This window comes from Corynebacterium massiliense DSM 45435, assembly GCF_028609805.1.
GTDB classification, from domain to species: Bacteria; Actinomycetota; Actinomycetes; order Mycobacteriales; family Mycobacteriaceae; genus Corynebacterium; species Corynebacterium massiliense.
Genome location: NZ_CP063189.1, coordinates 575,317 through 599,002, shown reverse-complemented (window position 1 = coordinate 599,002; position 23,686 = coordinate 575,317). Strand labels below are relative to the sequence as shown.

The following is a 23,686-nucleotide window of genomic DNA, read 5'->3' as shown; positions in this document are numbered from 1 at the left end:
CAAACCAAGGGGACTTGGAAGTGGTAGCGGGGGCCGGATTCGAACCGACGACCTCTGGGTTATGAGCCCAGCGAGCTACCGAACTGCTCCACCCCGCGTCGAGTGAACTCTTATTCACTTGCGCCTTACCGGGAGGTGAACTCTCCGTTGCGGCGACAAGAAGAAACTATAGTCATGACAACGCGCCAACCCAAATCCGCTGGATAGCGGCAGGATTGGCGCGTTTAGAAGGGGTAGGTCGAAGGGGTTAAAGCTAGTCGTTGTCCCCTTCGGCCTTCTGGTACTTCTCCACGGCCTTATCTAGCTCGTCGAGTGCGCGGCCGTACTCCTCGTGGGAGCCGTTGCGGGCGCTTTCGAGGCCCTTCAAGGCGTCGTTGATGCTCTTGACCGCGTCGGACTCGCTGCCACCGCCGGCCGGCGAGGACTTCTTGTCGTCCTTTTTGTCCTTGGCATCGGCATCGTCGGAGTCCTTGGCGGAGTCATCGCCTTCGATCTCCTTGATGTCCTGGGCGGCGTTGGCGTCGATACCGACCTGCTCGAGCGCCTCACTGATAGTCGGGGCGTAGCCCACCCGTCCCTTGTAGGAAACCAGCACGCGCAGCAACTTCGGGAAGGCGGATTCCTGGTTGGAGCGCTGCGAGTAGATCGGCTCCAAGTAAAGGATCTCGCCGTTGACCGGAAGGGTGAGCAGGTTGCCGTTGTGCAGGGTGTTGGTGCCCTCCCACAAGGTACGGTCACGGGCGACCTGGTCGGAGGACATCATGGCGTCCTGCGCCTGCTTCGGGCCCTGGGTCTGCGTGTTCGTCGGCAGCACCCGAACAGTGATCTGGCCGTAGTGCTCCGGATCGGAGGTCACCGACATGTGCGCGGAGAGGAACTCGCGGTTCAGGCCGCGGAACGGGGTGATGAGCTGGAAGGAGGGCTTCCCGCTGTTCGGGTCGGCCGCCATGACGTAGTACGGCGGCTGGTTGAGCTCCTTTTGGCCTTCCGGCGCGGTCGGATCGTTCGGCACGGACCAGAACGCGTCGTTGTTGAAGAACACGCCCGGATCGTCCACGTGGTAGCGCGCCAGCAGGTTGCGCTGGACCTTGAACAAGTCCTCCGGGTAGCGCAGGTGCTTGTTCAGCTCATCGCTGATGTCTTCCTTCGGCTTCACCACGCCCGGGAATACGCCCTCCCAGGCCTTGAGAACCGGGTCTTCCTCGTCGAACTCGTAGAGCTCCACGGTGCCGTCGTAGGCATCGACGGTCGCCTTGACCGAGTTGCGGATGTAGCCCACCTGGTCGTTGACCAGACGCTGCGTCGTGCCGTCCGGGTTGAGCGTGTCCTGGGTGGTCTCCGTGAGGTTCTGGCGCTGCGCGTACGGCAGGGCGTTCAAGGTGGTGTAGCCGTCGACGATCCACTTGATACGGCCATCGACAACCGCGGGATACGTCGCGGAATCGGTGGTCAGCCACGGAGCGACCTTCTCCACGCGCTCGCGCGGGTCGCGGTCGTAGAGCACCTTCGAGTCGGAACCGACGCGGTCCGACAGCAGGAAGTTCAGCTCCTGGTACTTCGCCGCGTACATCGCGCGGTCGAAGTAGTTGCCAATGGAGACGCCGCCGGCACCGGTGTAGGTGTAGGTCGAGTTGTCCGAGTCGTACTCCACCGGGCCGGAACCGGAATCGCCGACGATGACGTAGTCGAGGCCGTCATCGGCAGACGCGATGACCGGTCCGTAGTAGGTGCGCGGCTGGTCGACCTTGATGCCCAGCTCCTTCTCCGCGTCGTGGGACTCACCCTCGCCCTCGGAGGCCTTGCCGGCCTGCGTCTGCAGGTCCGCCACGGTAAAGACCGGGTAGCCGCCACGGGTCGAACCGGCGTCGCGGGCGACCTCGTCGACCTTGTTCGCCTCGGCCGCGATGAAGCCGTTGCCGTGGGTGTAGACGGTGTGGCGGTTGATCCAGTTCTTCTGGTTTTCCCGCAGAGCGTTCGGGTCGAGCTCGCGGGCCGCCACGACGTAGTCACGCAGCTGGCCGTCGGTCTCGTAGCGGTCCATCGCCAGCGTGTCCGGGAAGCCGTAGAAGTTGCGCAGCTGTTGCATCTGGCGGAACGTCGGCGCGAGGATCTCCGGGTCGAGCAGGCGCAGGTTCGAAATCGTCGCGTCGTCGTTGCCGGCGGCCGCGGTGGATTCGCCCTTGCCCTTCTCGTCGCTGCCCTTTTCGTCGTTGCCCTTGTCGTCCTTATCTGCCTTGGCGTCCTTGGAGCCTTCCGCGCCCCAGTTCTCCTCGTAGTTGACCTTGTCGTCGGTCAGGCCGAAGGCGTAGCGGGTGGAGTCGATGTTGCGGCGGATGGATTCCGCTTCCTTGGAGCTGCGGTTCGGCTGGACCGAGAACTGCTCCATGAGCAGCGGCCAGGCCGTGCCGATGACGATGGCCGACAGCAGCATGAGAACCACCGCCAGGCCCGGGATGCGCAGATCCTTGATCACCACGGCGGAGAAGAACGCGATGGCCACGACGATGCCGATGACCATCAAAATGATCTTCGCCGGCAGGTACGCGTGGATGTCGGTGTAGGAACCACCGGTGAAGATGTTGTTCTGGTTGAACAACAGCTGGTAGCGCTCCAGCCAGTAGCCGGCCACCTTGAACAGCATCCACAGGCCCGCGATGACGGCGAGTCGGACGCGCGCGGGCCGGGAAATGGCACCGCGCACGCCGGCGGCGCGACTGCCGATGCGAATGCCGCCCAGCATGTAGTGGCCGAAAAGGACAACCAAGAACGAGACGAGCGCCAGCGCTGTCAGCGAGTTGACCACCAGCTGCCAGACCGGCAGGCGGAAGGCGTAAAAGCCCAGGTCCTTGTGGAACTGCGGGTCGGATTCCCCGAAGTTGCCGCCGTTGATGAACAGCAGGATGGAGCGCCAGTTCGACTGCAGAATGAACCCGCCGGCCAGGCCGATGAGCAGCGGGACGATGTTGCGGAACAGCCCCAGCACCTTTTCGATGGACTGACGGTACTGGAACACCGGTGAATTAATATCGCCTGCCGCGATATCGTCGGAGCGGCTGCGCCACACCATCAACCCGGCCAGCCACACTGCGGCGGCGGCGACGATAAAGCCCAGGGCAAAAAGCGCGATGCGCGCGACGACGGTGGTGGTAAACACACCGCGGAAGTCGATTGCCCCGAACCACCTCCAATCGGTGTAGAAGCCCACCAGCATGGGGCCGAAGAACAGGGCGAGCGCTATGATGCCCAACACCCACGCGAGAATGCGGGGAGGACGCTTCATAGGGGCCGCGGGTCGGGACAAACCGGATACCAACGCCAGCTCCAATCACTTATCGTGCGTGCGGATATAAAACTGTACGATTTTTAAGCCTAAAGAAGTCTCCCCCGGATAACGAATAAGGATGTCCATGAGTTCCTCCGACAATCCACAGCGAGAGTTAAACCGCGCGATGCGCGAGGCCGTCGATTTCGTCCACGCCGAAGGCTGGGACGCCGGTCCGACGCTCTTCGCCCTAGTGCCGTCCACCTTGGTGCAGGACCAACTGGCGCAGCTGGACGCGACTGACGATGCCCCGCTGACCCTCGTCGTCCAGGACAACCTCCCGGAAGGCATCGAACCCGGCTCGGAGGAGCTGGTGGACTACGTCTCCCGCGTGGCTTGGCCGCACGAGGTAGCCGGCGTGGTGCTCGCCCAGGAGATCATGTTCAAAGACGTCTCCGCGGATTCCCCCGAGCCGCGCCCGGCGCGACTGTTTTCCGGCGCGCTGCGCGAGGAGGGCGTCGAGCTGACCTTGCTGCAGCTGCGCCCGACGGAGGAAGAGTTGGAGGCCGCCGGCCCGTTCGCTCAGGACGACATCCAGCTGCGCGGCGGCCCGAACGTCGCGCCAGGGGTCATCGCCGCGCTGCGCTACAGCCTGGGCCAGGATCCGGACGAGCTGGACTAAACTCGGCAGCCAACTGATTTTGATGGTTATTGGAGGAATCGACCTCGTGTGCACTCGCCACATTGGCATCGGCAAGCTCGTCTCGGCGAAGGATTCGGCCTCGGCAGTGGCTAAGACAATCCGCGCCGGCGTTCTCAGCCTCACCGCGGCCACGCTCGTTGCCGGCTGCAGTTCCGCCGACGACGCCGCCGACGCGGGTGACGATGCCGCGGGAAGTAACGCGCCCGCCCCCACCGAGACCGCCGCTACCGCGACCACCACTGCCCCGCCGAGCGGGGAAGACAAGGCGTCAGAATCGCCATCGCCGACGTCGAGCGCGGCGGAATCTTCCCAGGCGTCTGCGGCGGCATCGTCCTCCGCGCGCGCCGGCGACATGCCCGAAGACGTCGCGGAGGCGTACGCGGCCTTCCACACGCTGGCTCCGAAGTCTCTGTTCGAGGACTTCGAATCGTGCGAGGCCGGCGGCATGCAGGGCTCCTACAACTGCACCGGCCCCAAGGCGGGCCAGTGGCAGCTGTCCGATTCGACGGCCAAGGCCGCCCAGTCGACGCAGGTGCTTACGGAGCTGCGCAGCTCCAAGGTGGTCGAGGACAAAGGCAGCCGCGTCGTCGGTTGGTCCACGCTCGGCTCGACCGCGATCATCACGCTGGTGGACAACGACGAGGGTCTGGTGATGCAGCAGATGACCTCGCTGGATCAGGAAGACCCGGAAAAGCGCCTGGAAGAGCTAGGCCTGGTCAAGGCCGACAAGTAGCGGACTATTCGCACAGCTGCGGCGTCTCGCCGCGGCCGAAGTCGTCCATGGCCTTGACGGCATCGTCAATGTTTCCCACCGCCGCGATGGTCATGTCGCCGTGCTTGCCGCGCAGGGCCTCGGCGCAGTTGTCCCGCGGGGCCAAGAAGAGCTCTGCGCCCGCCTCGGAGGCCGCCTCCACCTTGTGCTGGATGCCGCCGATGGGGCCGACGGTGCCGTCCTCGGCGATGGTGCCGGTGCCGGCGACGAACTTGCCGGCGTTGAGCTCGCCGGGCGAGAGCTTGTCGATGACCGCGAGCGAGAACATCATCCCCGCAGACGGACCGCCGATGTCTTGCAAGTTGTACTTCACGTCGATGTCATCGGCAGGCACGGCCTTCATCAACACGCCAAGCAACGGGGTCTTCTCCCGGCCGTGCGCATCGGGGTGTTCGCCCAACTCCACCTTCTCGTGCCGGGGTTTGCCGTCGCGCTCGACGGTCAGATCCACGGTGTCGCCGGGCTTTTTCGCGCGCACCGCGTCCTGAACCTCGGCGGGTTCGGACACCTTCTTCCCGTCGACTTCCGTGATGATGTCGTCAGCCTGCAGCACGCCGTCCGCGTTTGTATTTTCCATGGTGCCGCCGACTGCCACGCGCATCGGCAAGTGCAAGTACCGCAACGCCGTGGCCGTTGCCGCCGACTCGGACTGGTCGAAGGCCTGCTGGTTCGCCTCCTTGACCTCCTCGTCGTTCATGGTCGGCGGGATGACGGTATCGAGCGGGACGATGGTGTCATCGGTAAACATCCACCGGCCCAGCGCCTGCACGAGTGTCATGTGCGAGCGCACCGAAACCGTCGTCATGTTGAGGTTGCCTGCCGTGTCATCGACCTCGGGTGCGTGGACTTCCACGACGTCGGTGCCGTCGACATCGCCCAGCGTGTTCACGGTCGGCCCGGGACCTTCCGCGGCATACGGCACGGTGAGATCGATGTCCGTGCCGGGCACCTTATCCACCGTGAGCAGTCCTCCCAGAAGGACAACGGGGAGAGCGCCCCAGACTAGGGTTCGCATGCGCCTGTTCGATGGTGAAGTCACGGCGACTTACCCTACCGTGTTCGCTCTCAGCGTTCGGTAGCGCCGTAGTGTTGCCCCCGTCGGTGCCGGTAGATTGGTGCGCATGAGTAACGGATTCGGTTTTAGCTTTCCCACCAACGATGGCGACGATGACGATGACAAGAACCGGCGGGACGACAACAACCCGTTCAGCGCGTTCGGGTTCGGTGTCGGCGGCAACGACTCCGGTTCGGGCTCCGGTGCTGCCGGAGCGGGCGGTTTAGGCGACCTGCTCAACCAGTTCGGGCAGATGCTGTCCGGCATGGGCTCTTCGATGAACTCCGAGGGTGCCTCGCCGGTCAATTACGACATGGCCCAGCGCATCGCCAGCCAGGAGATTAAGGGCGCGAAGAAGGTCACCGCGGAAGAAAAGCACGCGGTGGAAGAGTCGGTCCGCTTGGCCGACCTGTGGTTGGATGCCGCCACGGATCTGCCGGCCTCGTCGGGCAAGGTCGAGGCCTGGAACGCCGAGGACTGGCTACGCGACACCATGCCGGCGTGGAAGCGCCTGGTGACCCCGGTGGCGAAGAACATGAGCCAGGCTCAGATGGATTCCCTGCCGGAAGAGGCCCGGGAGATGATGGGCCCACTGTCGAACATGATGAACCAGATGTCCGGCATGAACTACGGCATGCAGCTCGGCCACTCCCTGGGCGATTTGGCCAAGCAGATCCTCTCCGGCACCGACTTCGGCCTGCCGGTCGCGCCCGCCGGGGTTGTCGCGGTCCTGCCGCCGAACGTGCAGGCAGCCGCTCAGGATCTGGAAATCTCCACCAGCGACGTGCTGGTGTACATCGCCGCCCGCGAGGCCGCCCGGCAGCGCCTGTTTAAGCACGTCCCGTGGCTGGTGGAGCGCCTGTTTTCCTCCGTCGAGGAATACGCGATGGGCTTGGAGATCGACACCTCGCACATCGAGGAGGCCACCCGCGAGCTCAACCTGGAGTCCGGCGACCCGCAGGCCATCCAGGAGGCGATGGAAAAGTTGCAGGGCATGGATCTCTCGCCGCGGATCACCTCCCGCAACGCCAACGCCACCGCCCGCGTGGAAACCCTGATCGCGCTGGTGGAAGGCTGGGTCGAGCACGTGGTCACCGAGGCCATGGGCGAGCGCATCCCCGCCACCAGCGCACTCAACGAGGCGTGGGCACGCCGCCGCGCCACCGGCGGCTCGGCCGAGCAGGCCTTCTCCAAGGTCGTCGGCATCGAGCTCGGCGCCCCGAAGGTCTCCGCTGCGACCGAGCTGTGGCGCCGCGCCACCAACGCCGTGGGCACCGAAAAGCGCGACTCCGTCTGGGATCACCCGGACTTCCTGCCCACCGCCGAGCACCTGGACAACCCGGCGGCGTTCATCGACTCCCTGCTTGACGATGCCCCGTCGGACGACTTCGACGCCGAGTTCGCCAAGCTGGAAGAGGAGCTGCGCAACAGCGGCGCCGACAAGGGCGACGCCGAGTCCGACGGCGACGATAAAGGCGGCGATGACACCGATTCCGAGAAGGAGTAATCAGCCGAAGCGCTGATACGCCTCGATGTAGCCCTTCGCCCGCTCGGCGAGGGGCACCGTATCTGCCCACCGCCAGAACTCCGCGCCGTGGCCTGCCCCGCCGACGAACGTGTGCACCAGCTCGTGCACAATCACCGAATCCACCACGTAGTCGGGCACGCGCTTAAGGCGGTCACTAAGGCGAATGTCTCCCGTGCCCACGGTGCAGCTTCCCCACCGGGTGCCCTGGTTAGCCACCCAGCGGATGCTGCCCACCTTCGCGCGCCCCTCTAGGTATTTCTCGTTGAGAACGGCCGCCCGCGCCGCCAAGTCGGCGTCACTGCGCGCGCTCGAGGTGTGCTTCTTTTCCGCCCGGGCGAGCATGTCCGCTACCGCATCGGCCTCTTGCCGCTTGTTCATCCACGCCGGGATGCGCACTTCTAAAACGCCGTCGACGATGCGCCCCTGCACGGACTTGCGCCGGCGCCGCGAGCGGATGACCCGCACGTCTAGCTGCGGCGTATCGCCCGCCCGATCGTTGCGGTCCGCGTGGGATGAGATTGTTTCTTCGCCGCTAGCCACGACACGGCACCTTACCTGTGATTGGATAAGACGCGAACACACACATTCTCGGGGGCGGGGAGAAGCACTATGCCGGTGGACTCTGGCACGTCTGGCAGAAAGCGGACAAGCACGGCGAAGGCGCGACGGAAGACACAGGAGCGCCGCGTCAGTTCGCGGCCGAGCATCCCCCGGCGGCTGACCGGCACGCCCCGCGCGGACGTGTTGCGGTTAAGTCCCGGCGCCGGGATTTACCTGCGGGGCGACAACGCGGTGCAGTTCGGACTCGACGCCACCCGCGCCGGCGTGGTGCTCACCGAGCGCCCCATCGATCTGGCGGTGGCGCTGTCGCCTGCGCGGTGCGGGACGACCCGGGCGGAGCTCATCGAGCGTCTCGCGCTGGCGGATTACTCCCCCACCGCCGCCGCGGGCATCGTGGAGGACCTCGTCTCTTTCGGCGTGCTCACCCCGTGCTCCACCCACGGCCGCGTCGCCGTGCTGGGAAATACGGCGCTGGCCAGCGACATCGCCAACCTGCTCACTGCCAGCGGCTTCCTGGTGCGCCGGGTGATAACCGCGGGCAACCCGGCCAAGCAGCTCACCGCCGTCCCGCCGGCGATGCTGCCCGTCCTGGTGGACCAGTGGGCGTATTCGCACGCCCTCGCCCCGGTGCTTACCGATCATTTCCCCGCCTCTGTGACCGTCGCGAGTCTCGATGCCCGCGGGCTCGTCGGCCCCGTGCGCGTCGACGGGAAAGGCCCGTGCCCGGTGTGCATGGACTTGCTGCGCTCCGAGGAAGACCCCTATTGGGCGTTCGTGGCCGCCCAGACCACGCTGGAATGGGTGTCCGCGCCCGAGGCGTCTCCGGCGACGTCTGCTGCGCCATCTGGCCCTGCGCTTTGCGATGACCGCCTGTCCGGAGCCATGCCGCCGGACCCGGCCGTGCGGGCGGCGACCGCGGCGGCAGCGGTCGCCGCGGTCCGCGCGGTGCACGGGATCCAGCCACCGCCGGGCGAAACCGCCGCTCCCCCGACGCCGGGGGCGGTCACCGAGATCAACCTTTTCGGCCCCGCGCCCCAGCGCGTCGTGTTGCCGCACCGCATGTGCCCGGTGTGCAACACCGCGTCCCGGCAGCTGAAAACTAAGAAGTCCCAGCGCAAGAACAAGGCGCAGAGACGGAAGGCCGCGACTAACTCGGCAGACTCTAGCTGCGCAGCCCTCGAATGACCTCGAGGAGCTCCGCGCCGTAGCGCTCTAGCTTCTGCGGGCCCACGCCGGAGACGCTCAACAGCTCGCTGTCATCGGCAGGCATGGCCTCGGCGATAGCCATAAGGGTCGCGTCGGTGAAGATGACGAAGGCGGGCACCTTCTGGTCCCGGGCTGTCTGCGAGCGCCATTGCCGCAGCGCGGCGAAGACGTCCTCGTCTACGTCCGACTCGCAGAACTCGTGGCGGCCGAGGACCTTCTCCCCCGGGGTGGCCAGCGGGTTACCGCACACGCGGCAGCGCCGCGGGCGGCGGGTGCGCGACGAGGTCTTGCTGTGAGAGTCTTCCAGCTCGGGCACGATGCCGTCCAGGAACCGGGTGCGCTCCCGCGACGCCTTGGATCCTGCCGAGCGCGCCAGCGGCCACGACAGCGCCAGGTGCTCCCGGGCGCGGGTGATGCCGACGTAAAACAGGCGGCGCTCCTCCTCGATGGCCGCGTCCCCGGCCTTAATGGCGTGGTTAATGGGCAGCATCTTCTCGGTAAGCCCCACGAGGAAGACCGCGTCCCACTCCAGGCCCTTGGCCGCGTGGAAGGTGGCCAGCGTGACGCCTTCCATCGTGGGGTTTTGCTTCGCGTCCGCGCGGCGGCGCAGCTCCCCGATCACCCCGGGAAGCTCGGTGCCAGGGTGGTCGTCCACGATCTGCTGGATGAGATCCACCAGGGCGGTCAGCGACTGCCAGCGTTCGCGCGCCTGCGCGCCCTCCGGTTCTTTCGCAGAAAGCCCCAGCGGCGCGAACGCGGCGCGCGCGACCCGCACCGGGTCGTTGGGCAGGTCGTCGCGGCGGGTGGCGCGGATGAGCTCGCGAATGGCGTCGCGGATCTCGCGGCGCTGGAAAAAGCCCTCGCCGCCGCGGACCTGGTAGATAACGCCGGCATCGGCAAGCGCCTGCTCGAAGCGCTCGGACTGGGCGTTGATGCGGTACAAGATGGCGATCTCGGAGGCGGGAACGCCCTGGTTGAGCAGGCTGAGCACCTTGCCGGCGACTTCGTTCGCCTCGGATTCTTCCGACTCGTAGGCGTCAAACGTCGGCTCCGGGCCGGCGGGCCGGATGCCCTCCAGTTCCAGGCGGGTGCCGGCCGCACGGTCCTCGGCTTGGGCGATGACCCGGTTGGCCAGGTCCGTGACCTGCGGCGTGGAGCGGTAGTCGCGCTGCAGCTTGACCACCGTGGCGTCGTCGTAGGTGCGGGAGAAATCCAGCAGGTATTTCGGCGAGGCGCCGGTAAACGAGTAGATGGTCTGGTTGGCGTCGCCCACCACGGTGAGATCGTCGCGCTCGCCCAGCCACGCATTGAGTACCCGCTGCTGCAGCGGGGTGACGTCCTGGTACTCGTCCACGACGAAGGTGCGGTACTGGTTGCGGAACTCGTCGGCGACCGCCGGGGCGTTTTCCAAAGCCCCGGCGAGGTGGAGCAACAGGTCGTCGAAGTCTAAAAGCATGCCGTCCGGCAGGGCCTTCGACGACTCGTAGCGGCGGTACGCCTCGGCCACCTTGCGGGGATCGGCAGGGGCTTCGCGGCGGGACTTGGCGATGGCCTCCGGGTAGCCGTCGGCGCCGATGAGCGAGGCCTTCGCCCACTCGATCTCCCCCATGACGTCGCGGATTAAGTCCTTGGTGGAGTCCAGCTGCGCGCCGCGCACCGCGCGGGCGACAAGGGAGAACTTGTTGTCGATGAGCTTCCACGGCAAGTCGCCTGCGACCTGCGGCCAGAAGTACTTCAGCTGCCGGCGCGCGGCGGCGTGGAAGGTGCGCGCCTGCACTCCCCCGATGCCCATGTGGGCCAGGCGGTCGCGCATCTCCCCGGCGGCGCGGGAGGTAAAGGTCACCGCGAGCACGCGGTTCGGGCTGACGAAGCCGTTGTCCACCAGGTGGGCGATGCGGTAGGTAATCGTGCGGGTCTTGCCGGTGCCCGCGCCCGCCAGGATGCACACTGGGCCGCGCGGGGCGGTCGCGGCGACGCGCTGATCCTCGTCGAGTTCGCCCAGATCCAACGTGAACTTCGGTGAATCCGCCACGCGGTGGCCCTCCCCCTTTGCTTTGTCTGGTTTCTCTTGTTCTTACTTGTCTTCGTCGCCGGAGACCTCGGCCGGCTTTTCCTGATCGTGCTTGATGTAGAGCAGGCGATCGCCCGGCTTGAGCGATGAGGCATTGGCGGTATCGACGCGGTGGACCTCGTCGTCGCGCAACACCGCCAGCACGATGTCGGCCAGGTGGCGCGGGTTGCTGCCCACCTCGAATTCGCGCACGGGGCGCTCGGCGACGGAGAAGCCGGCGTCGGGGCTAAGCAGGTCCTCCATCATTTCCACCACCGTCGGGGTCACGGTGGCCAGGCCCAGCATGCGGCCGGCGGTCTCCGCAGACGTCACCACGGAATTGGCGCCGGACTGCTGGAGCAGGTGGCGGTTTTCGGACTCGCGGACCGAGGCGACGATGTTTGCGCGCGGCGCGAGCTCGCGCACCGACAGCGTGACCAGCACCGCGGTGTCGTCGGTGGACGGGGTGACCACGACGGACTTCGCGTGTGGCACGCCGGCGATCTTCAGCACGTCCGTCTTGGTGCCCGAGCCGTAGATAGACACCAGGCCTTTGTGCTCGGCGTTGGCGAGGGCCTGCCGGTTGGTGTCGATGACGACGATCTGGTTGGCCGGTACGTCATCGGCAAGCAATGCAGCCACGGCGCCGGCGCCCTTGGTGCCGTAGCCGACAACGACGGTGTGGTTGTGCAACTGCTTTCTCCACTTCTGAATCTGGTAGGTACGGCGGGTGCGATCCGTGAGAACGGACAGGGTCGCACCGACCAACAACGCCAGGAAGACCAGGCGGGTCGGTGTGATGAAGATGAGGTTGACCAGCCGGGCCTCCTCCGTGACGGGGACGATGTCGCCGTAGCCCACCGTGGTGAGGGTGACGCCACTGTAGTACGCGGCGTCGAGGAGGCTTAAGTGCTCGACGTTGTAGCCGCCCTGGTCCACGTACACGAGGATGGTGACGAAGACGAGCAGGCCCGCCGCCCACATCAGGCGCTGGGCGAGCAGCTTCCACGGGCTGGCGCGGAAATCCCGCGGGAGGTGGATGACATCGAGGAGCAAAAAGTCCGGCTGGTTGGACAGCTCCACTCCGGGCTTCAAACGCTCCCGCAGGCGCCTTTTCGCCCGCTTATGCTGACGCGGCACTCGATCGTGTCCTTTCCCTACGACGGCGGCCGGAATAACTCTAATACTCTACGCGGCGCACCGCCTGCCGGAGAACGCCCGCGAGTTCGTCAGCCCCACCCAGGTGGCGCGGCTCGAAGTCGAAGCCGTCGGTCACGTAGTGGAACAGGGCTTTGACCTGGGGGGATTCTTCCCCGGCGCGCTGGCGGATGCGCCGCCAAGCTTCGCGGTAGACCGCCAGCTGCTGCTCGGCGGCGCGCATGTCTTCGCCCTGTGGCGGCCGGCCGGTCTTCCAGTCCACCACCACCCAGGTGCCGTCTGGGTCCCGAAAGACCGCGTCCATACGCCCGCGCACCACGGCACCATCCACCGTGATCTCGAAGGGGGCCTCCACCTCGACCGGCGTGCGCTGCGCCCACTGGCTGGCCTGGAAAGAGTCCTTGAGCGCCGCCAGGTCTTCCAGACCGAGCTCCTCGTCCAGGCCCGGAAGTTCCTCCTCGCTCAGCAACGCGCTGCCGCCGAAGTACTCCTCCAGCCAGGAGTGGAAGGCGGTGCCGCGCTTAGCGTAGGCGTTCGGTTTGAACGGCACGGGCCGGCGCTGGCGGCGGGCAAACTGCGTCGGGTCGCCGCGCAGCGCCACCACGTCGGAGGCGGTCAGTTCCGTGGGCACGGCGACCTCCACCTCCGGGGCCATGAGCCCGCGGTGCTCCTCGATGAGCGCGGATGCTTCGGTCTCCCACTGCTGGAACCGCTCCCCGGCGACCTGGTCGGGCAGGCTGTCGAGTGCGGCGCGCACCTTGTCCGCGGCCGCGAGCGCCGCTGCATCGGGCGCAAGGTACGGGAATGCGCCGCTCTCCGGGCTGGTCGCGGCGTCGCCCTGTTCATCCTGATCGTCCGAGTCCTGTGGGTCGTTCGGGTCGTTCCAGCACACGACGTGGTCCGGGAACTTCTCGGCGAGCTGATGCAGGAACTCGTACGGCCCCTTCTTCGCCTTGCCGTTCGAACCGTCCGTCCCGCCGCCGGTGACGGTCAGCGTGGACTCGGTGCGCGTCAGCGCGACGTAGAACAGGCGCGCGGCCTCCAGTTCGTTGGCGTGCTTGCTCTCTTGCTTCTTCGCCTCGCCCGCCCTGTCAAAGTGCGTGCGGGTCGGCTCCTTGTCCCCCGCGAAGGCCTCGGCGTCGAGGTAGTCGTCCGCGCTGGGTAGCTCGGTCGAGCGCGTGACGTACGAGTTCGCCTTGCCGGAATAGGTCTGGGAATCGGCGTGCAGCACGCTGACGTGCTCCCACTCCAGGCCCTTGGCCTTGTGCGTAGTCATGATGAGCACGCGGTCGTCGGCGGCTGGTACCTCCCCGGGCTGGAGGCCGTCCTCGCGCTCACGCGCCATTGCGCAGTAGTCGAGCCACGCGGCCAGGCCGCTTCCGGGGAAGGTCGCGACCACGTCGGCGAACTGATCGAGGTGTGCCGTTCCGGCTGCCCCGCCGCGCGCGAGCGCCTCCGTGCGGACATTGAATGCGCGCTCGATATCGGCGAAAAGATCGATGAGTGGCTTGGACAGTGAGTACGAGCGCAGCGCGCGCAGCGTACTGGACAGCTCCTCCAGGCGCTGCAGCCCTTCCGCGGTGTAGCGGTCACGCTCGCCCAGGTCAGCCACCGCATCCGTGAGCCCCACCGCCTGTTCAGGCGCCTCCGGGGTGCGCTCGGCGACCTCCCGGCGCAGCCAGCCCAGGATGGTGCCGTCGTCTGCAGCAGAAAGATTCTGGTCCGCGGGTTCTTCGCCGCCGACATCTTCGCCCGCCAACCGGCCGGCGAGGTTGCGGGCGCGCTCGCCCAAGGCGGTGATATCGCGCATGCCGATGCCGCACATCGGCCCGGACAGCACGCGCAGCGCGGCACTGTTGTCCTGCGGGCGGATGAGCATGGTCGCCACCGCGAGCAAGTCCTGGATTTCCGGCTCCGATAAAAGCCCGCCCAGGCCGACGATCTCGTACGGGACGTCAAGCTCGTCGAGGTAGTGGGCGATTTCTACCGAGTGGCTGTTTTTCCGGACCAAGATGGCGGCGCTCAATTCCTTGCCGGCCTCGCGGCTGGCGAGGTACTTGTCGCGCATGTGCTCGGCCACGAAACGGCATTCGGCCTCGGACGTGGCGAAGTACCCGAGCTGAACGTCGCCGGCCTCCGCATCCGAGCGCGGCTGCAGCGGGCCGACGAGCCGGCTCGCGTTGCCGTCGGCCAGGACCACGTCCGCGACGGTGTTCGCCATATCGAGCACCAGGCGCGGGTTGCGCCACGAGGTGGTCAGCTCCTTCTTCGGCGCTGGCGAGCCATCGGCAGCCGGGAAATCGGTGGCGAAACTCGAGAGGTTCTCCTCGCTGGCGCCGCGCCACCCGTAGATGGACTGCATGGGATCGCCCACCGCCGTGACGGTGGTGGGCTCGTCCCCTTCGGCCGCTCCCTCGGCATGCCCGAACAGGGTGCGCAGGAACACGCGCTGCGCATGGGAGGTGTCCTGGTATTCGTCGAGCATGACCACCTTGTAGCGGTTGCGCAGCTGCTTGCCGATGCCCGGGTGCTCCACCACCAGCCGCGCCGCCACGGCCATCTGCTCGCCGAACGTGGTGACCTGCTTGTCGCGGTAGGTGCGGGCAAGTTCCACCACCAGCGGGAGGTAGTTGATGCGCCCGCGCTGCGCGTCCATTTTGGTCAGCAGCTTCTTCGAGTACTCCGTCTTTTTCGTTGCCGGCGGCAGTTCCTCTGCGGCGCGGAGGAACTCGGTGGACAAGTCGCGGACCGTGTCCACGTCGTAGAGACGGTTGGTCATGTTCCCCGCCAGCGCGAGGATGTCTTCGGTGACGCTGGCCACCTGCTTGTCCACGCCGACCTTACCGGTGTAGTTGCTCACCAGCTCGTGGGCGATGGCGTATTCCTCCGCGGCGGTAATAAGGCGCGCGAACGGTTCGACAGGGGCCAGCAGCCCGAACTCGCGGACAAGCTCGCCGACGAAAGAGTCGTACGTCATTGCCTTCGGGGCGATGGTGGTCAGCGCCTCGCCGATTTCCCCGCGGGGTTCAATCAACCCGGAGCCGCGCAGGTCGATGAGGTTGCGGCGGATGCGCTGCTCGAGCTGCCCGGCTGCTTTGCGGGTGAAGGTCAGCCCCAACACCTCGTCGGGTTTCACCATCCCGTTCGCGACCAAATAGACCACGCGGCTGGCCATCGTTTCCGTCTTGCCGGCTCCGGCGCCGGCGGTGACTAGAAGTGGCCCAGAACCGGCGGAGATAACGCCCGCCTGCTCCGGGGTGGGCTGGTGTTTTCCCAGTGCCTTGGCTATTTCTTCCGGCGTATGAGATGAGGCGAAGTGTGCGTTAGCCATGGTGGTAAGTCAGCCGTCCTTCCGGTTGGATCGGGCACAGGTGCCGCACGGGGCAGTCGGGGCACTTATCGTTTTCGCGGGCGGTGACCGTGGCGCCGGTCATCTCCCCTACCAGCGGAGGCAGAAGGTAGGAAAAGCGGGCCAGCGCCTCTGGCTCCAGCGCCGCCTGGTCGCAGGCTTTCTCTTTCTTGTCGTAGGTCAACGGGTAGTACAGCTGGGCGCCTTCAATCTTTTCCCCGTTTCCTTCCCTGTCGGTCTCCACGCGCCAGGCGCCGTCGGCACCGCGCGTGAGCTGGCCACCGGCCAGCACCAGCTGGTAGGCGCTAAGCTGCGGGTGCTCCTGGACTTCTTTGCCGCTCGGCGGGTGCTTGCCGGTCTTTAAGTCCACGACGCGCAGGCCGCCGTCGGGGAGGCGCTGCAGCCTGTCGATGGACCCGTACACGGTGGCCTCACCGGTGTCCGCGGTGATACGAACCCGCGCCTTCACCTCCGTGCCCACCAGCTCTTCCGTGTTGGCCGCGTGCCAGGTCGCGATGGTGTCGAGCAGGGACGTAAAGTCCGCCATCTCCTGCTCACGGCGCCATGCGGGCTCGGTGATGCAGGCGGCAAACGCCTCGGTAACGAGCTCTTTGGCGGCGGTGACATCGAAGCTGTCGGCCGCCGGGTCACCTGCCGCGCGGGCAAGCTGGACCCGGCCGAGTGCCTCCATAAAGGCGTGGGCCAAGTTGCCCTTCGCCAGCGCGAGGGTGGGCTGGTCGTCCTCCACGAACCGCTTGAGGGTCGCCTGCAGCGGGCAGCGCAGAAAGTCCTCGATCTTCGACGGCGACAAGGTGGGCTCCCTGCCGTCTACCGCTGGGTCGTATTGCGGTGCATTGCCGGCGGCGGTGCCGCGCGTGGCCCACCACTGGTCGGGGTGTGCTCCCGGCACGCCTGCCTGCGCCAGCCGGGCGAGCTGACGCGCGGCCTGCTGGCGCGCGTCCGGGGTTTCGTCCTCATCGCACAACACGCGGCGCAGGCGCGAGACGAAACCGGGGACGGACAGCACGGATACCTGCAGCGGGTCGATAACAGGCGGCAGGTCACCTTCCGGGGCGGTGTTAGCCGCAACGGAATCAGGCGAGACGGTGTCAGCGCCAGCGGAAACCACCCCGGACTCTTCCAGCGATGCCCCCGGCGCTGCCACCAGCTCCCGGATGAACCGCGACGGCTCCTGCACCTCGTCGGCGTCCGGGGCGTCGACCGCCACGACCGTCAGGCGGCTGCGGTGCCGCGTCGTGGCCACGTGGAACAGGCGCCGTTCTTCCGCAAGACGGTCGGCGAGGTGGCTGACCGGATCGTCTGGATCGATGTCATGGTCGATGAGATCCACCAGCTCGGCTTGGTCGAACAGGGAGCCGGTCTCCCCGAAGGACGGCCAGTCGCCTTCCTGCGCGCCGGCAACCACGACGGTGTCCCACTCGTTGCCCACCGCCCCGTGCGCGGTGAGAACCGGGACCGCTTGCGGCATCGCGGCGCGCCTATCGCGCACCCCGGTGGGCAATTCCTGTTCCTCGATGTGGGCGATGAACGTAGCCAGGGTGCCGTTGGGGCGCCGCTCGGTGAAGTCACCCGCGGCATCGAAAAGCGCCATCATCGCGTCCAAGTCGCGGTCGGCCTGCGAGCCGGTCGCACCACCGCGCAGGGCCGCGCTTTGGAGGCGAGTATCTAGCCCGGTGGCCTGCCAGACCGCCCACAAAACCTGCTCAACGCTCGCGCCCGCCGCAAGTTCCTGCCTGCCGGCCGCGAGCACAGCGGTGACGCGATCGAGCACGCGCGCCTCGCTGTCCGTGAGCACGCCCGCTACCGCCTCGCGCAGCGCTTCGTCCGCCTCGCCCTCCACGAATAAGCGCAGCGTATCGATGCCCCGGACACTCGGCACCGCCCGCCGCAAGCCGCGGATGAGGCGGCGCAAGGTGACGGGATCCGCCCCGCCCACCGGCCCGGTGATGAGGTCCTCGAGCTCGCCGTTGGATAACTTCGCCTCCAGGGCCCGCAGGCCCAAGAGCAGGGCGGCGACGAGCCGTTGCTCGGCGAGCACAACGTCGGTGGGGTTGATGTGCACCGGCACGCCCGCGGCCAGCAGCGCGCGCGACATCTGCCCGATGTCCCCGGTCGAGCGCACGATGACGGCAATATCGCGCCACTCCACCCCGTCTTCGAGGTGGCGGCGGCGCGCCGTGTCGGCCACGACGTCGCGCTCCGCCGCCGTGGTCGGAGTGCACACGACGCGCGCGGGCTCGCCCGTGCGACGCGCGGTGGTGAGATGAAGGGACTGGTCGGCCTGGAAGCCGTTGAGGAACTGCGTGCTCGCGCCGCGAAACCCGAAGACGGCTTGGTCCGGATCACCCGCCACGACGGCCAGCTCCGCGCTGTCCATCAGCCGCTCCACCAGCCGCCCGGAGGTCGGATCGAGCAGCTGCGCGTCATCGACCACAATGGTGTGCCACGCGTGCTCGGCGGTCAGTTGCGGGCGCAGCAGCACCTGGAAGACCAACTCCGGGGCCGAGTAGGAATGCACCCCGGCGAGCTCCAGCGTTTGCTCGTATTCGCGCAGGAAATCGCCGGCCGCACTCCACATCGGCCGGCGGAATTTCTCGCCCGCCTTTCGCAGATCGTCCGGGCCGTACCCACGTTCGATAGCGCGCAACAAAAAGTCGCGCAGCTGGCGCGCGAACCCGACGTATTCGAGGGCGGGCCGCACCTCTGCCGGCCAGCTGCCGGCACCGCTCTCGGCGTGGCCGACAAGCAGCTCGCGGATAACACTGTCCTGTTCCGCGCCAGTGATGAGCCGCAGGTCGGTCTCCGCCGCCCGCTCATCGCTACGCAAGAGCGCGAAGGCCAGCGAGTGGACGGAATGGACCATCGAGGACTTCGCGGCATAGTCATCCAGCCGCTGGGAAATCTCCCGGCGCACCCGCGCGCCCGCCTCCTTCGACGCGGTAACAACCAGGACACCGGAGGGATCGGCGCCGTCACGCAGCTTGCGGACCACGGTGTCCACGACCACGCTGGACACGCCCGATCCAGCCGCCCCCGTGACCTTCCACCGGCCCGTGCTGGGCAACGGGAAGTCCCACTCGCGCTCCGGATCGGGCGCGGGGCGCTCCACCAGCCGCACGCGCGGGGTGGGCACCGCATCGAAAATAGATCTGTCAGGTTGGGTCTGGGCCTGGGCTGGAGCTTGACCGTGATGTTGGGCCTGCGACGCGCACATGCGTCACATTATGGCAGACACCCGCGACACCAACAGCTCTTCCACATCTTCAATATACGAACGCGTGTTCGCACGCGATCGCGGGTGGAAATCGTTCACGTACCGGCGGTATGCCACCGCCCGCAGCAACAGCTGATCCAGGTTCGGGATGTGCGCGAACCTGTCACAAATCCGGTCGTCCACCGCCCCGGCAATGAGCCCGTCCACGATGACCAATGCGCTGGTAAACCCGCGCGGGCGGGGCGCTGCGGTGGGAACGAAGTCGACGATGGTCGGCGGGTTGGCCCCCGCGTAGATGGTGGTGCCCAGCAGGTCGGCGTGCCCCACCACCAGCGGCGACTCCGCATCGGCGTCCAAATCGCGGTAGGTTTCCCCGGTCTCTTCCCACGCGGCGGCCTCGGCGCGGGCGAAGATATCCGTGCGTGCCGATGCCGTCCCGGCGTGCGGCACCGTGAGTTCCCCGGCGGCATCGTCAAGCCGCAGCCCCAGCTGGGCCGTCTCGTCGACGCGGCGGGCCACATCGCCCGCGACAAACTGGGTGGCCTTCCATCCCGCCACGGTGTAGCGCCCGTCGGTCGAGAGCACCGGGCGCGCCACGCGCGCGCCGTCGACCTGCAGTTTCTCACGCACCTTGGCCGACCAAGAGGTGAGCTGCCCGGCGCGGGCGAAGACCACATCCCCGACGCGCGGCCCGTTGTCCCACGCCGGCCCCAGCTGCACCGCCTCATCGGGCGCAGATGTCGCGTGGAAGGCCTCTAAAACTTTCTCCGGCGGCTGCGGCATGGCGTGTGCTTACCCCTTCTTCGTGTCCATCGACCCCGCCTCAACCGGGCCGGGGCGGTGCGGATCGTCGCTGACGTGCGGGCGCGGATACGGCCACGGGTTGGTCATGCACACCGCGCCGTCATCCGGGTACGTCTCCGGCTCGCTGTCGGCGTTGAGGTCCGAGTTATTCAGCGAGATGGTCTGCTGCATCATGATCGGCGCCAGCTCGCGGTCGCCTCCGCACGCCTGGTGGGCGTTGTACCCAATGGCGTGGCCGAACTCGTGGTTGACCACGTACTGGCGGTAGCTGCCCAGATCGCCTTCGAAGGGCGTGGCGCCGCGCACCCAGCGCGCCTCGTTTAAGAAGACGACCGACTCGCCGGTGATCGTGGTGTGGCACGAAGTCTCGGTCTCGATCTGCTCGCCGCACATGCGTCCGGTCGTGCCAAACGAGCTCAGCCGGAAGCGGGTGTCCGGGTTGTCGTCTGGGGCGACGTGCACGAATTTGTAGCGGTCGTCGGCGGTCCAGCCGCGCGGGTCGTGCAAGGTGGCATCGATAAGCGCGGCAACCGCGTCGTCGCCGCCGTACCCCGCGGTATCCACACCGTTTTCAATCTCCACGGAGTAACGCACGGTCTTTTCCGTACCTTTGCCCACCTCGAGGCCCGGCTTGCCGGCGGGACGGTAGGTCTCGTCGCCGTGCTCGGAGTAGTCCCCTCCCGGCGGCAACTGACCGCGGGCGACCTCCAACGATTCCGCATCGGCGGGATCGGGGCCGGTTTCCGTACCGTGGTCGTCCTCCTGCGCCGACGACCCCGGACCTTCCGCGGAAGACTGCCCGTTGTTGCGGGCGTTATCGGCCGGTTCCCCACGCACCACATCAACCAGCACCCAGGCGGTGAGAACCACCAGCAGCGGGATCGCGATGACGCGCCACCACCCGTACTCGCGGGCGAATCGCTGCAGGCCGGAGGTATTCGCCGCCGGACGGCGCTGCCCCCGGCGGTGCGGTGGGCCGCCGGCGGCAGAACGGTGTGCCGAGTGAGTCATGGGGATTGAGGTTACCTACCTACGCTCCGATGAAACCCACAGCCTGGGTCTTGACGGCGCCGATCTCGACGTAGATAACGCGGTCGGTGCGCACCAGGTACTTCCGGCCCTTGGCGTCCTCGAGTTCCAGCAGTTCCCCGCTGGCCAGCGCGGAGTTCACCTTCTGGGTCAGCTCTTCCTGGGAGCCTTCTGCCTTGATGGTCAGCTCACGGGAGTTATCGGCGAAACCGAACTTGATGTCCATGAAACTTCCTCCACTCGTCTTGAAGTCTGTGCACCAGCTACGGGTGCGCCTAGTTCTCCCACACTATAACCCTGCCCGTTACTATCGAAGTGTGACTGCTCAGCACGATTCGCCCGCGTCCCGCACCCCCAGCCTGCCGCCGACGTTTCGGGAGCTCGGCGTTGCCGCGGAGCTTTGCGATGCCCTGGTGGAACACGGCATGGAACGCACCTTCGCCATCCAAGAGCTCACCCTGCCGCTCGCGCTAGCCGGCCGCGACATCATCGGCCAAGCCCGCACCGGCATGGGCAAAACGCTGGGCTTCGGCGTCCCGGTTTTAGACCGCGTCTTTGACGATGCGGCACTCCCCGAGCTGGACGGCACCCCGCACGCCCTCATCATTGCGCCGACCCGCGAGCTGGCCAGCCAGGTCGGCGAGGACCTGCGCGCGGCCGCGGTGCACACCCCGGTGACGGTCTTTACTGTCTACGGCGGGCGGCCCTACGAGGAGCAGATCGAGGCACTGAACAAGGGCGTCGACGTTGTCGTGGGCACCCCGGGGCGGCTTTTGGACCTGCACCAGCAGGGCTATCTCGATCTTTCGCAGATTGCCGCGCTGGTCCTCGACGAGGCCGACGAGATGCTCGACCTGGGCTTTCTGCCGGACATCGAGAAGCTTTTGAAGATTCTCGAGGCCACCCCACACCAGACGATGTTGTTTTCGGCCACCATGCCCGCGGACATCGTCTCGCTCGCCCGCCGGTTTATGAACCGGCCGGTCAACATCAGCGCGGAGGCCGACGCCCCGGCAACGATCGGGACGATTGAAAAGGTGACCTTCCAGGCGCACAAGATGGATAAAGAATCCGTCATCGTCCGCATCCTGCAGGCACGCGGGCGCGGCCGCACCATCATCTTCACCCGCACCAAGCGTTCCGCGGCACAGCTGGCCGCCGACTTGGCCCAGGCCGGGTTCGTGGTCGGCGCGGTCCACGGCGATATGGGGCAAGGCGCCCGCGAGAAGTCCCTCGGCGCCTTCCGCTCGGGGCAGGTAGAAATCCTGGTGGCGACCGACGTGGCCGCCCGCGGCATCGACGTCGATGACGTCACCCACGTCATCAACTACCAGGTCCCGGACGATCCGCAGACGTATGTCCACCGCATCGGCCGCACGGGCCGCGCCGGCCGCACCGGCACCGCGGTCACGCTGGTGGGCTACGACGAAGTGCCCAAGTGGCAGCTCATCAACGATGAGCTCGGCCTCGATATCCCCGAGCCGCCGCAGTGGTTTAGCACCTCGCCAGAGCTGTACGAGGCGCTGTCCATCCCCGCCGACGCCGCCGCGACCGTGGGTGAGCCACGCGCCGTTATCGGCGCCTCACCGCGGAAGGCCTCCGAGCGCGGTGGCGAGCCCCGTGCGCGCGGCTCCCGCAGGCATGGCTCCCGCGCGAAATCCCAGTCCCGCTCGCGGAGGCGCACCCGATGAATGCTCCCGTGCTGCGCCGCACCAAAAAAGACTGGTGGGCAGTCGGCGCCATTTCCGCAGTCAGTGCCGTCGCCCTCCTGGGTGCATACTTCACCTCGGACATCCGTGCCGCCACGCTCACCCCGGACAACCCGCCGGGTAGCGATGCAGCCGCGGCACCGCTGTCGCAGGTGCCCGAATCGCTTGTCCACGACGCGGAGTTTCCCGCCCCTCCCGGAGAAAACCCGCGCCCCGTCGTCGACGGCCTGGTCATCTCCGCGGAGGGGGCGACGCTGACCGCCTTCTACCCCACCGGCGAGGCAGCGTGGCACTACACGCGTGACGATGCCGACCTGTGCTCGCTGGGAACGGCATGGGGCAAGGTCGTGGCTACCTACCGCACCGGCGTGGGCTGCGGCGACGTGGTCGCCATCGAGGCGGCGACTGGAAAGCACTCCGCTACCCGCAGCGCCCTGAACGCCGATGCGGTCGGCCCCATTTCCTCCAACGACCGGGTGGGCACCGTCGCGCCGGAACGCGTGGAGCTGTGGCGCTCGGACATGGTGCGCACCATCGAATACGGCGAGGTCGAGGCGGTCCAAGAGCCCGATCAGCAGCCGCACCCTGAGTGCACCATTACCTCCGCGCTCACGCGCACGTCCCTGCTCGCACTGACGGAGACGTGCCCGAGCGGTCCTGACGGCACGGAGACCACCGACTGGCTGCGGCTGATGGACACCACCCCGGAGGACGCGCGCGAACCCGAGGTCAGCGGGGATTTTGAACTGCCTACTGGCAGCCGCTTGGTCTCCATCGGGCAGGAATCCGCGTCCGTTTACGCACCCGGCACAGACGATCACGCCGCCGGTGAGTTCATCGCGGTGGATAAAAACGGCACCGAGACGGGACGCGACAAGGCCCCGTCGGCGGCGGAAGCGCCCGCGCTTGCCGATGCCACCCCGGACCCCCACCCCGTCTTCACCCCCGCCACGGCCGACCTTCCGCACCACATGTCGTGGTTCGACGGCACCCGGCTGCACCTTTTCAACCCGTCAGATCAGCGCCATGTGCGGGCCATCGACAATGCCGTGGGCACGGGCGTGGCCGTGGACGGCCGTCTGCTGGTCCCCACTGCGGCCGGCATCGCCGTCCTCGATTGGGAGACCGGCGAGACGCTGCGAGACATCCCGGTCGACCGCGGCGGGTACGCGGGGCCGATATCGCTGAACGTGGCGGGCGATCACGTCATAGAAAAACGCGGCACGCAGCTGGTGAGCCTGCGTACCGCGTAGACTGTGCATGCCC

At 67.1% G+C, this 23,686-nt stretch carries 16 protein-coding genes and 1 tRNA gene; 6 read left to right on the top strand and 11 right to left on the bottom strand.

Features of this window, described 5'->3' with window-relative positions; genetic code table 11:
• Nucleotides 1-21: 21 nt before the first annotated feature.
• Both CMASS_RS02865 and CMASS_RS02860 read right to left on the bottom strand, forming a co-directional pair.
• Nucleotides 22-98 (bottom strand) — tRNA-Met (locus tag CMASS_RS02865).
• Nucleotides 99-253: 155 nt separating this feature from the next.
• On the bottom strand, nucleotides 254-3,280 hold the full coding sequence (locus CMASS_RS02860; RefSeq protein ID WP_022863629.1) for a UPF0182 family protein: 3,027 nt from the start codon (nucleotides 3,278-3,280) through the stop codon (nucleotides 254-256).
• Between the two features lie 121 nt (nucleotides 3,281-3,401).
• Between CMASS_RS02860 and CMASS_RS02855 the strand changes: the two genes are divergently transcribed.
• Nucleotides 3,402-3,944 carry a PPA1309 family protein gene (locus CMASS_RS02855; RefSeq protein ID WP_022863628.1) on the top strand — a complete coding sequence of 181 codons (543 nt, stop codon included), beginning with the start codon at nucleotides 3,402-3,404 and terminating at the stop codon, nucleotides 3,942-3,944.
• 46 nt (nucleotides 3,945-3,990) lie between these two features.
• Nucleotides 3,991-4,698 (top strand): hypothetical protein, encoded by a 708-nt coding sequence (locus CMASS_RS02850; protein ID WP_022863627.1) that lies wholly within the window; start codon nucleotides 3,991-3,993, stop codon nucleotides 4,696-4,698.
• A gap of 4 nt (nucleotides 4,699-4,702) precedes the next feature.
• On the opposite strand, the gene CMASS_RS02845 is transcribed toward CMASS_RS02850, so the two are convergent.
• The gene (locus tag CMASS_RS02845) at nucleotides 4,703-5,752 is read right to left on the bottom strand and encodes a YlbL family protein (protein ID WP_156831821.1); all 1,050 of its coding nucleotides are present in this window, start codon (nucleotides 5,750-5,752) and stop codon (nucleotides 4,703-4,705) included.
• Nucleotides 5,753-5,858: 106 nt separating this feature from the next.
• Between CMASS_RS02845 and CMASS_RS02840 the strand changes: the two genes are divergently transcribed.
• Nucleotides 5,859-7,298, top strand: a complete 1,440-nt coding sequence (locus CMASS_RS02840; RefSeq protein ID WP_022863625.1) for a zinc-dependent metalloprotease — start codon at nucleotides 5,859-5,861, stop codon at nucleotides 7,296-7,298.
• Here CMASS_RS02840 and CMASS_RS02835 read toward each other — a convergent pair whose 3' ends face one another.
• Nucleotides 7,299-7,784 (bottom strand): M48 metallopeptidase family protein, encoded by a 486-nt coding sequence (locus CMASS_RS02835; RefSeq protein WP_027018800.1) that lies wholly within the window; start codon nucleotides 7,782-7,784, stop codon nucleotides 7,299-7,301. It abuts the gene before it with no gap.
• A gap of 144 nt (nucleotides 7,785-7,928) precedes the next feature.
• On the opposite strand from CMASS_RS02835, the gene CMASS_RS02830 reads away from it, so the two are divergent.
• Entirely contained in the window at nucleotides 7,929-9,065 is a 1,137-nt protein-coding gene (locus CMASS_RS02830; protein WP_156831820.1) for a hypothetical protein, read from the top strand.
• On the opposite strand, the gene CMASS_RS02825 is transcribed toward CMASS_RS02830, so the two are convergent.
• From CMASS_RS02825 to CMASS_RS02795, 7 genes are all read right to left on the bottom strand, one after another.
• Nucleotides 9,043-11,118 carry an ATP-dependent DNA helicase UvrD2 gene (locus CMASS_RS02825; protein WP_022863622.1) on the bottom strand — a complete coding sequence of 692 codons (2,076 nt, stop codon included), beginning with the start codon at nucleotides 11,116-11,118 and terminating at the stop codon, nucleotides 9,043-9,045. The genes CMASS_RS02830 and CMASS_RS02825 overlap by 23 nt on opposite strands.
• A gap of 42 nt (nucleotides 11,119-11,160) precedes the next feature.
• Nucleotides 11,161-12,276 (bottom strand): potassium channel family protein, encoded by a 1,116-nt coding sequence (locus tag CMASS_RS02820; RefSeq protein ID WP_051126874.1) that lies wholly within the window; start codon nucleotides 12,274-12,276, stop codon nucleotides 11,161-11,163.
• Between the two features lie 40 nt (nucleotides 12,277-12,316).
• Nucleotides 12,317-15,625: an ATP-dependent helicase gene (locus CMASS_RS02815; RefSeq protein WP_022863620.1), complete on the bottom strand. Its 3,309-nt coding sequence runs from the start codon at nucleotides 15,623-15,625 to the stop codon at nucleotides 12,317-12,319.
• Nucleotides 15,618-18,797, bottom strand: a complete 3,180-nt coding sequence (locus CMASS_RS02810) for an ATP-dependent DNA helicase (protein ID WP_022863619.1) — start codon at nucleotides 18,795-18,797, stop codon at nucleotides 15,618-15,620. The genes CMASS_RS02815 and CMASS_RS02810 overlap by 8 nt, the downstream gene beginning before the upstream one ends.
• Before the next feature lie 84 nt (nucleotides 18,798-18,881).
• The gene (locus CMASS_RS02805) at nucleotides 18,882-19,661 is read right to left on the bottom strand and encodes a TIGR02569 family protein (RefSeq protein WP_022863618.1); all 780 of its coding nucleotides are present in this window, start codon (nucleotides 19,659-19,661) and stop codon (nucleotides 18,882-18,884) included.
• A gap of 9 nt (nucleotides 19,662-19,670) precedes the next feature.
• Nucleotides 19,671-20,693, bottom strand: a complete 1,023-nt coding sequence (locus tag CMASS_RS02800) for a DUF3152 domain-containing protein (RefSeq protein WP_022863617.1) — start codon at nucleotides 20,691-20,693, stop codon at nucleotides 19,671-19,673.
• 19 nt (nucleotides 20,694-20,712) lie between these two features.
• A complete protein-coding gene (locus tag CMASS_RS02795; RefSeq protein WP_022863616.1) occupies nucleotides 20,713-20,937 on the bottom strand; it encodes a DUF3107 domain-containing protein in 225 nt (74 codons plus the stop codon).
• 91 nt (nucleotides 20,938-21,028) lie between these two features.
• On the opposite strand from CMASS_RS02795, the gene CMASS_RS02790 reads away from it, so the two are divergent.
• A complete protein-coding gene (locus tag CMASS_RS02790) occupies nucleotides 21,029-22,402 on the top strand; it encodes a DEAD/DEAH box helicase (RefSeq protein ID WP_022863615.1) in 1,374 nt (457 codons plus the stop codon).
• Complete coding sequence (locus CMASS_RS02785) at nucleotides 22,399-23,673, top strand: Rv3212 family protein (protein ID WP_022863614.1); 1,275 nt, start codon at nucleotides 22,399-22,401, stop codon at nucleotides 23,671-23,673. Before CMASS_RS02790 ends, CMASS_RS02785 begins: the two co-directional genes overlap by 4 nt.
• The last annotated feature ends 13 nt before the right edge of the window (nucleotides 23,674-23,686 follow it).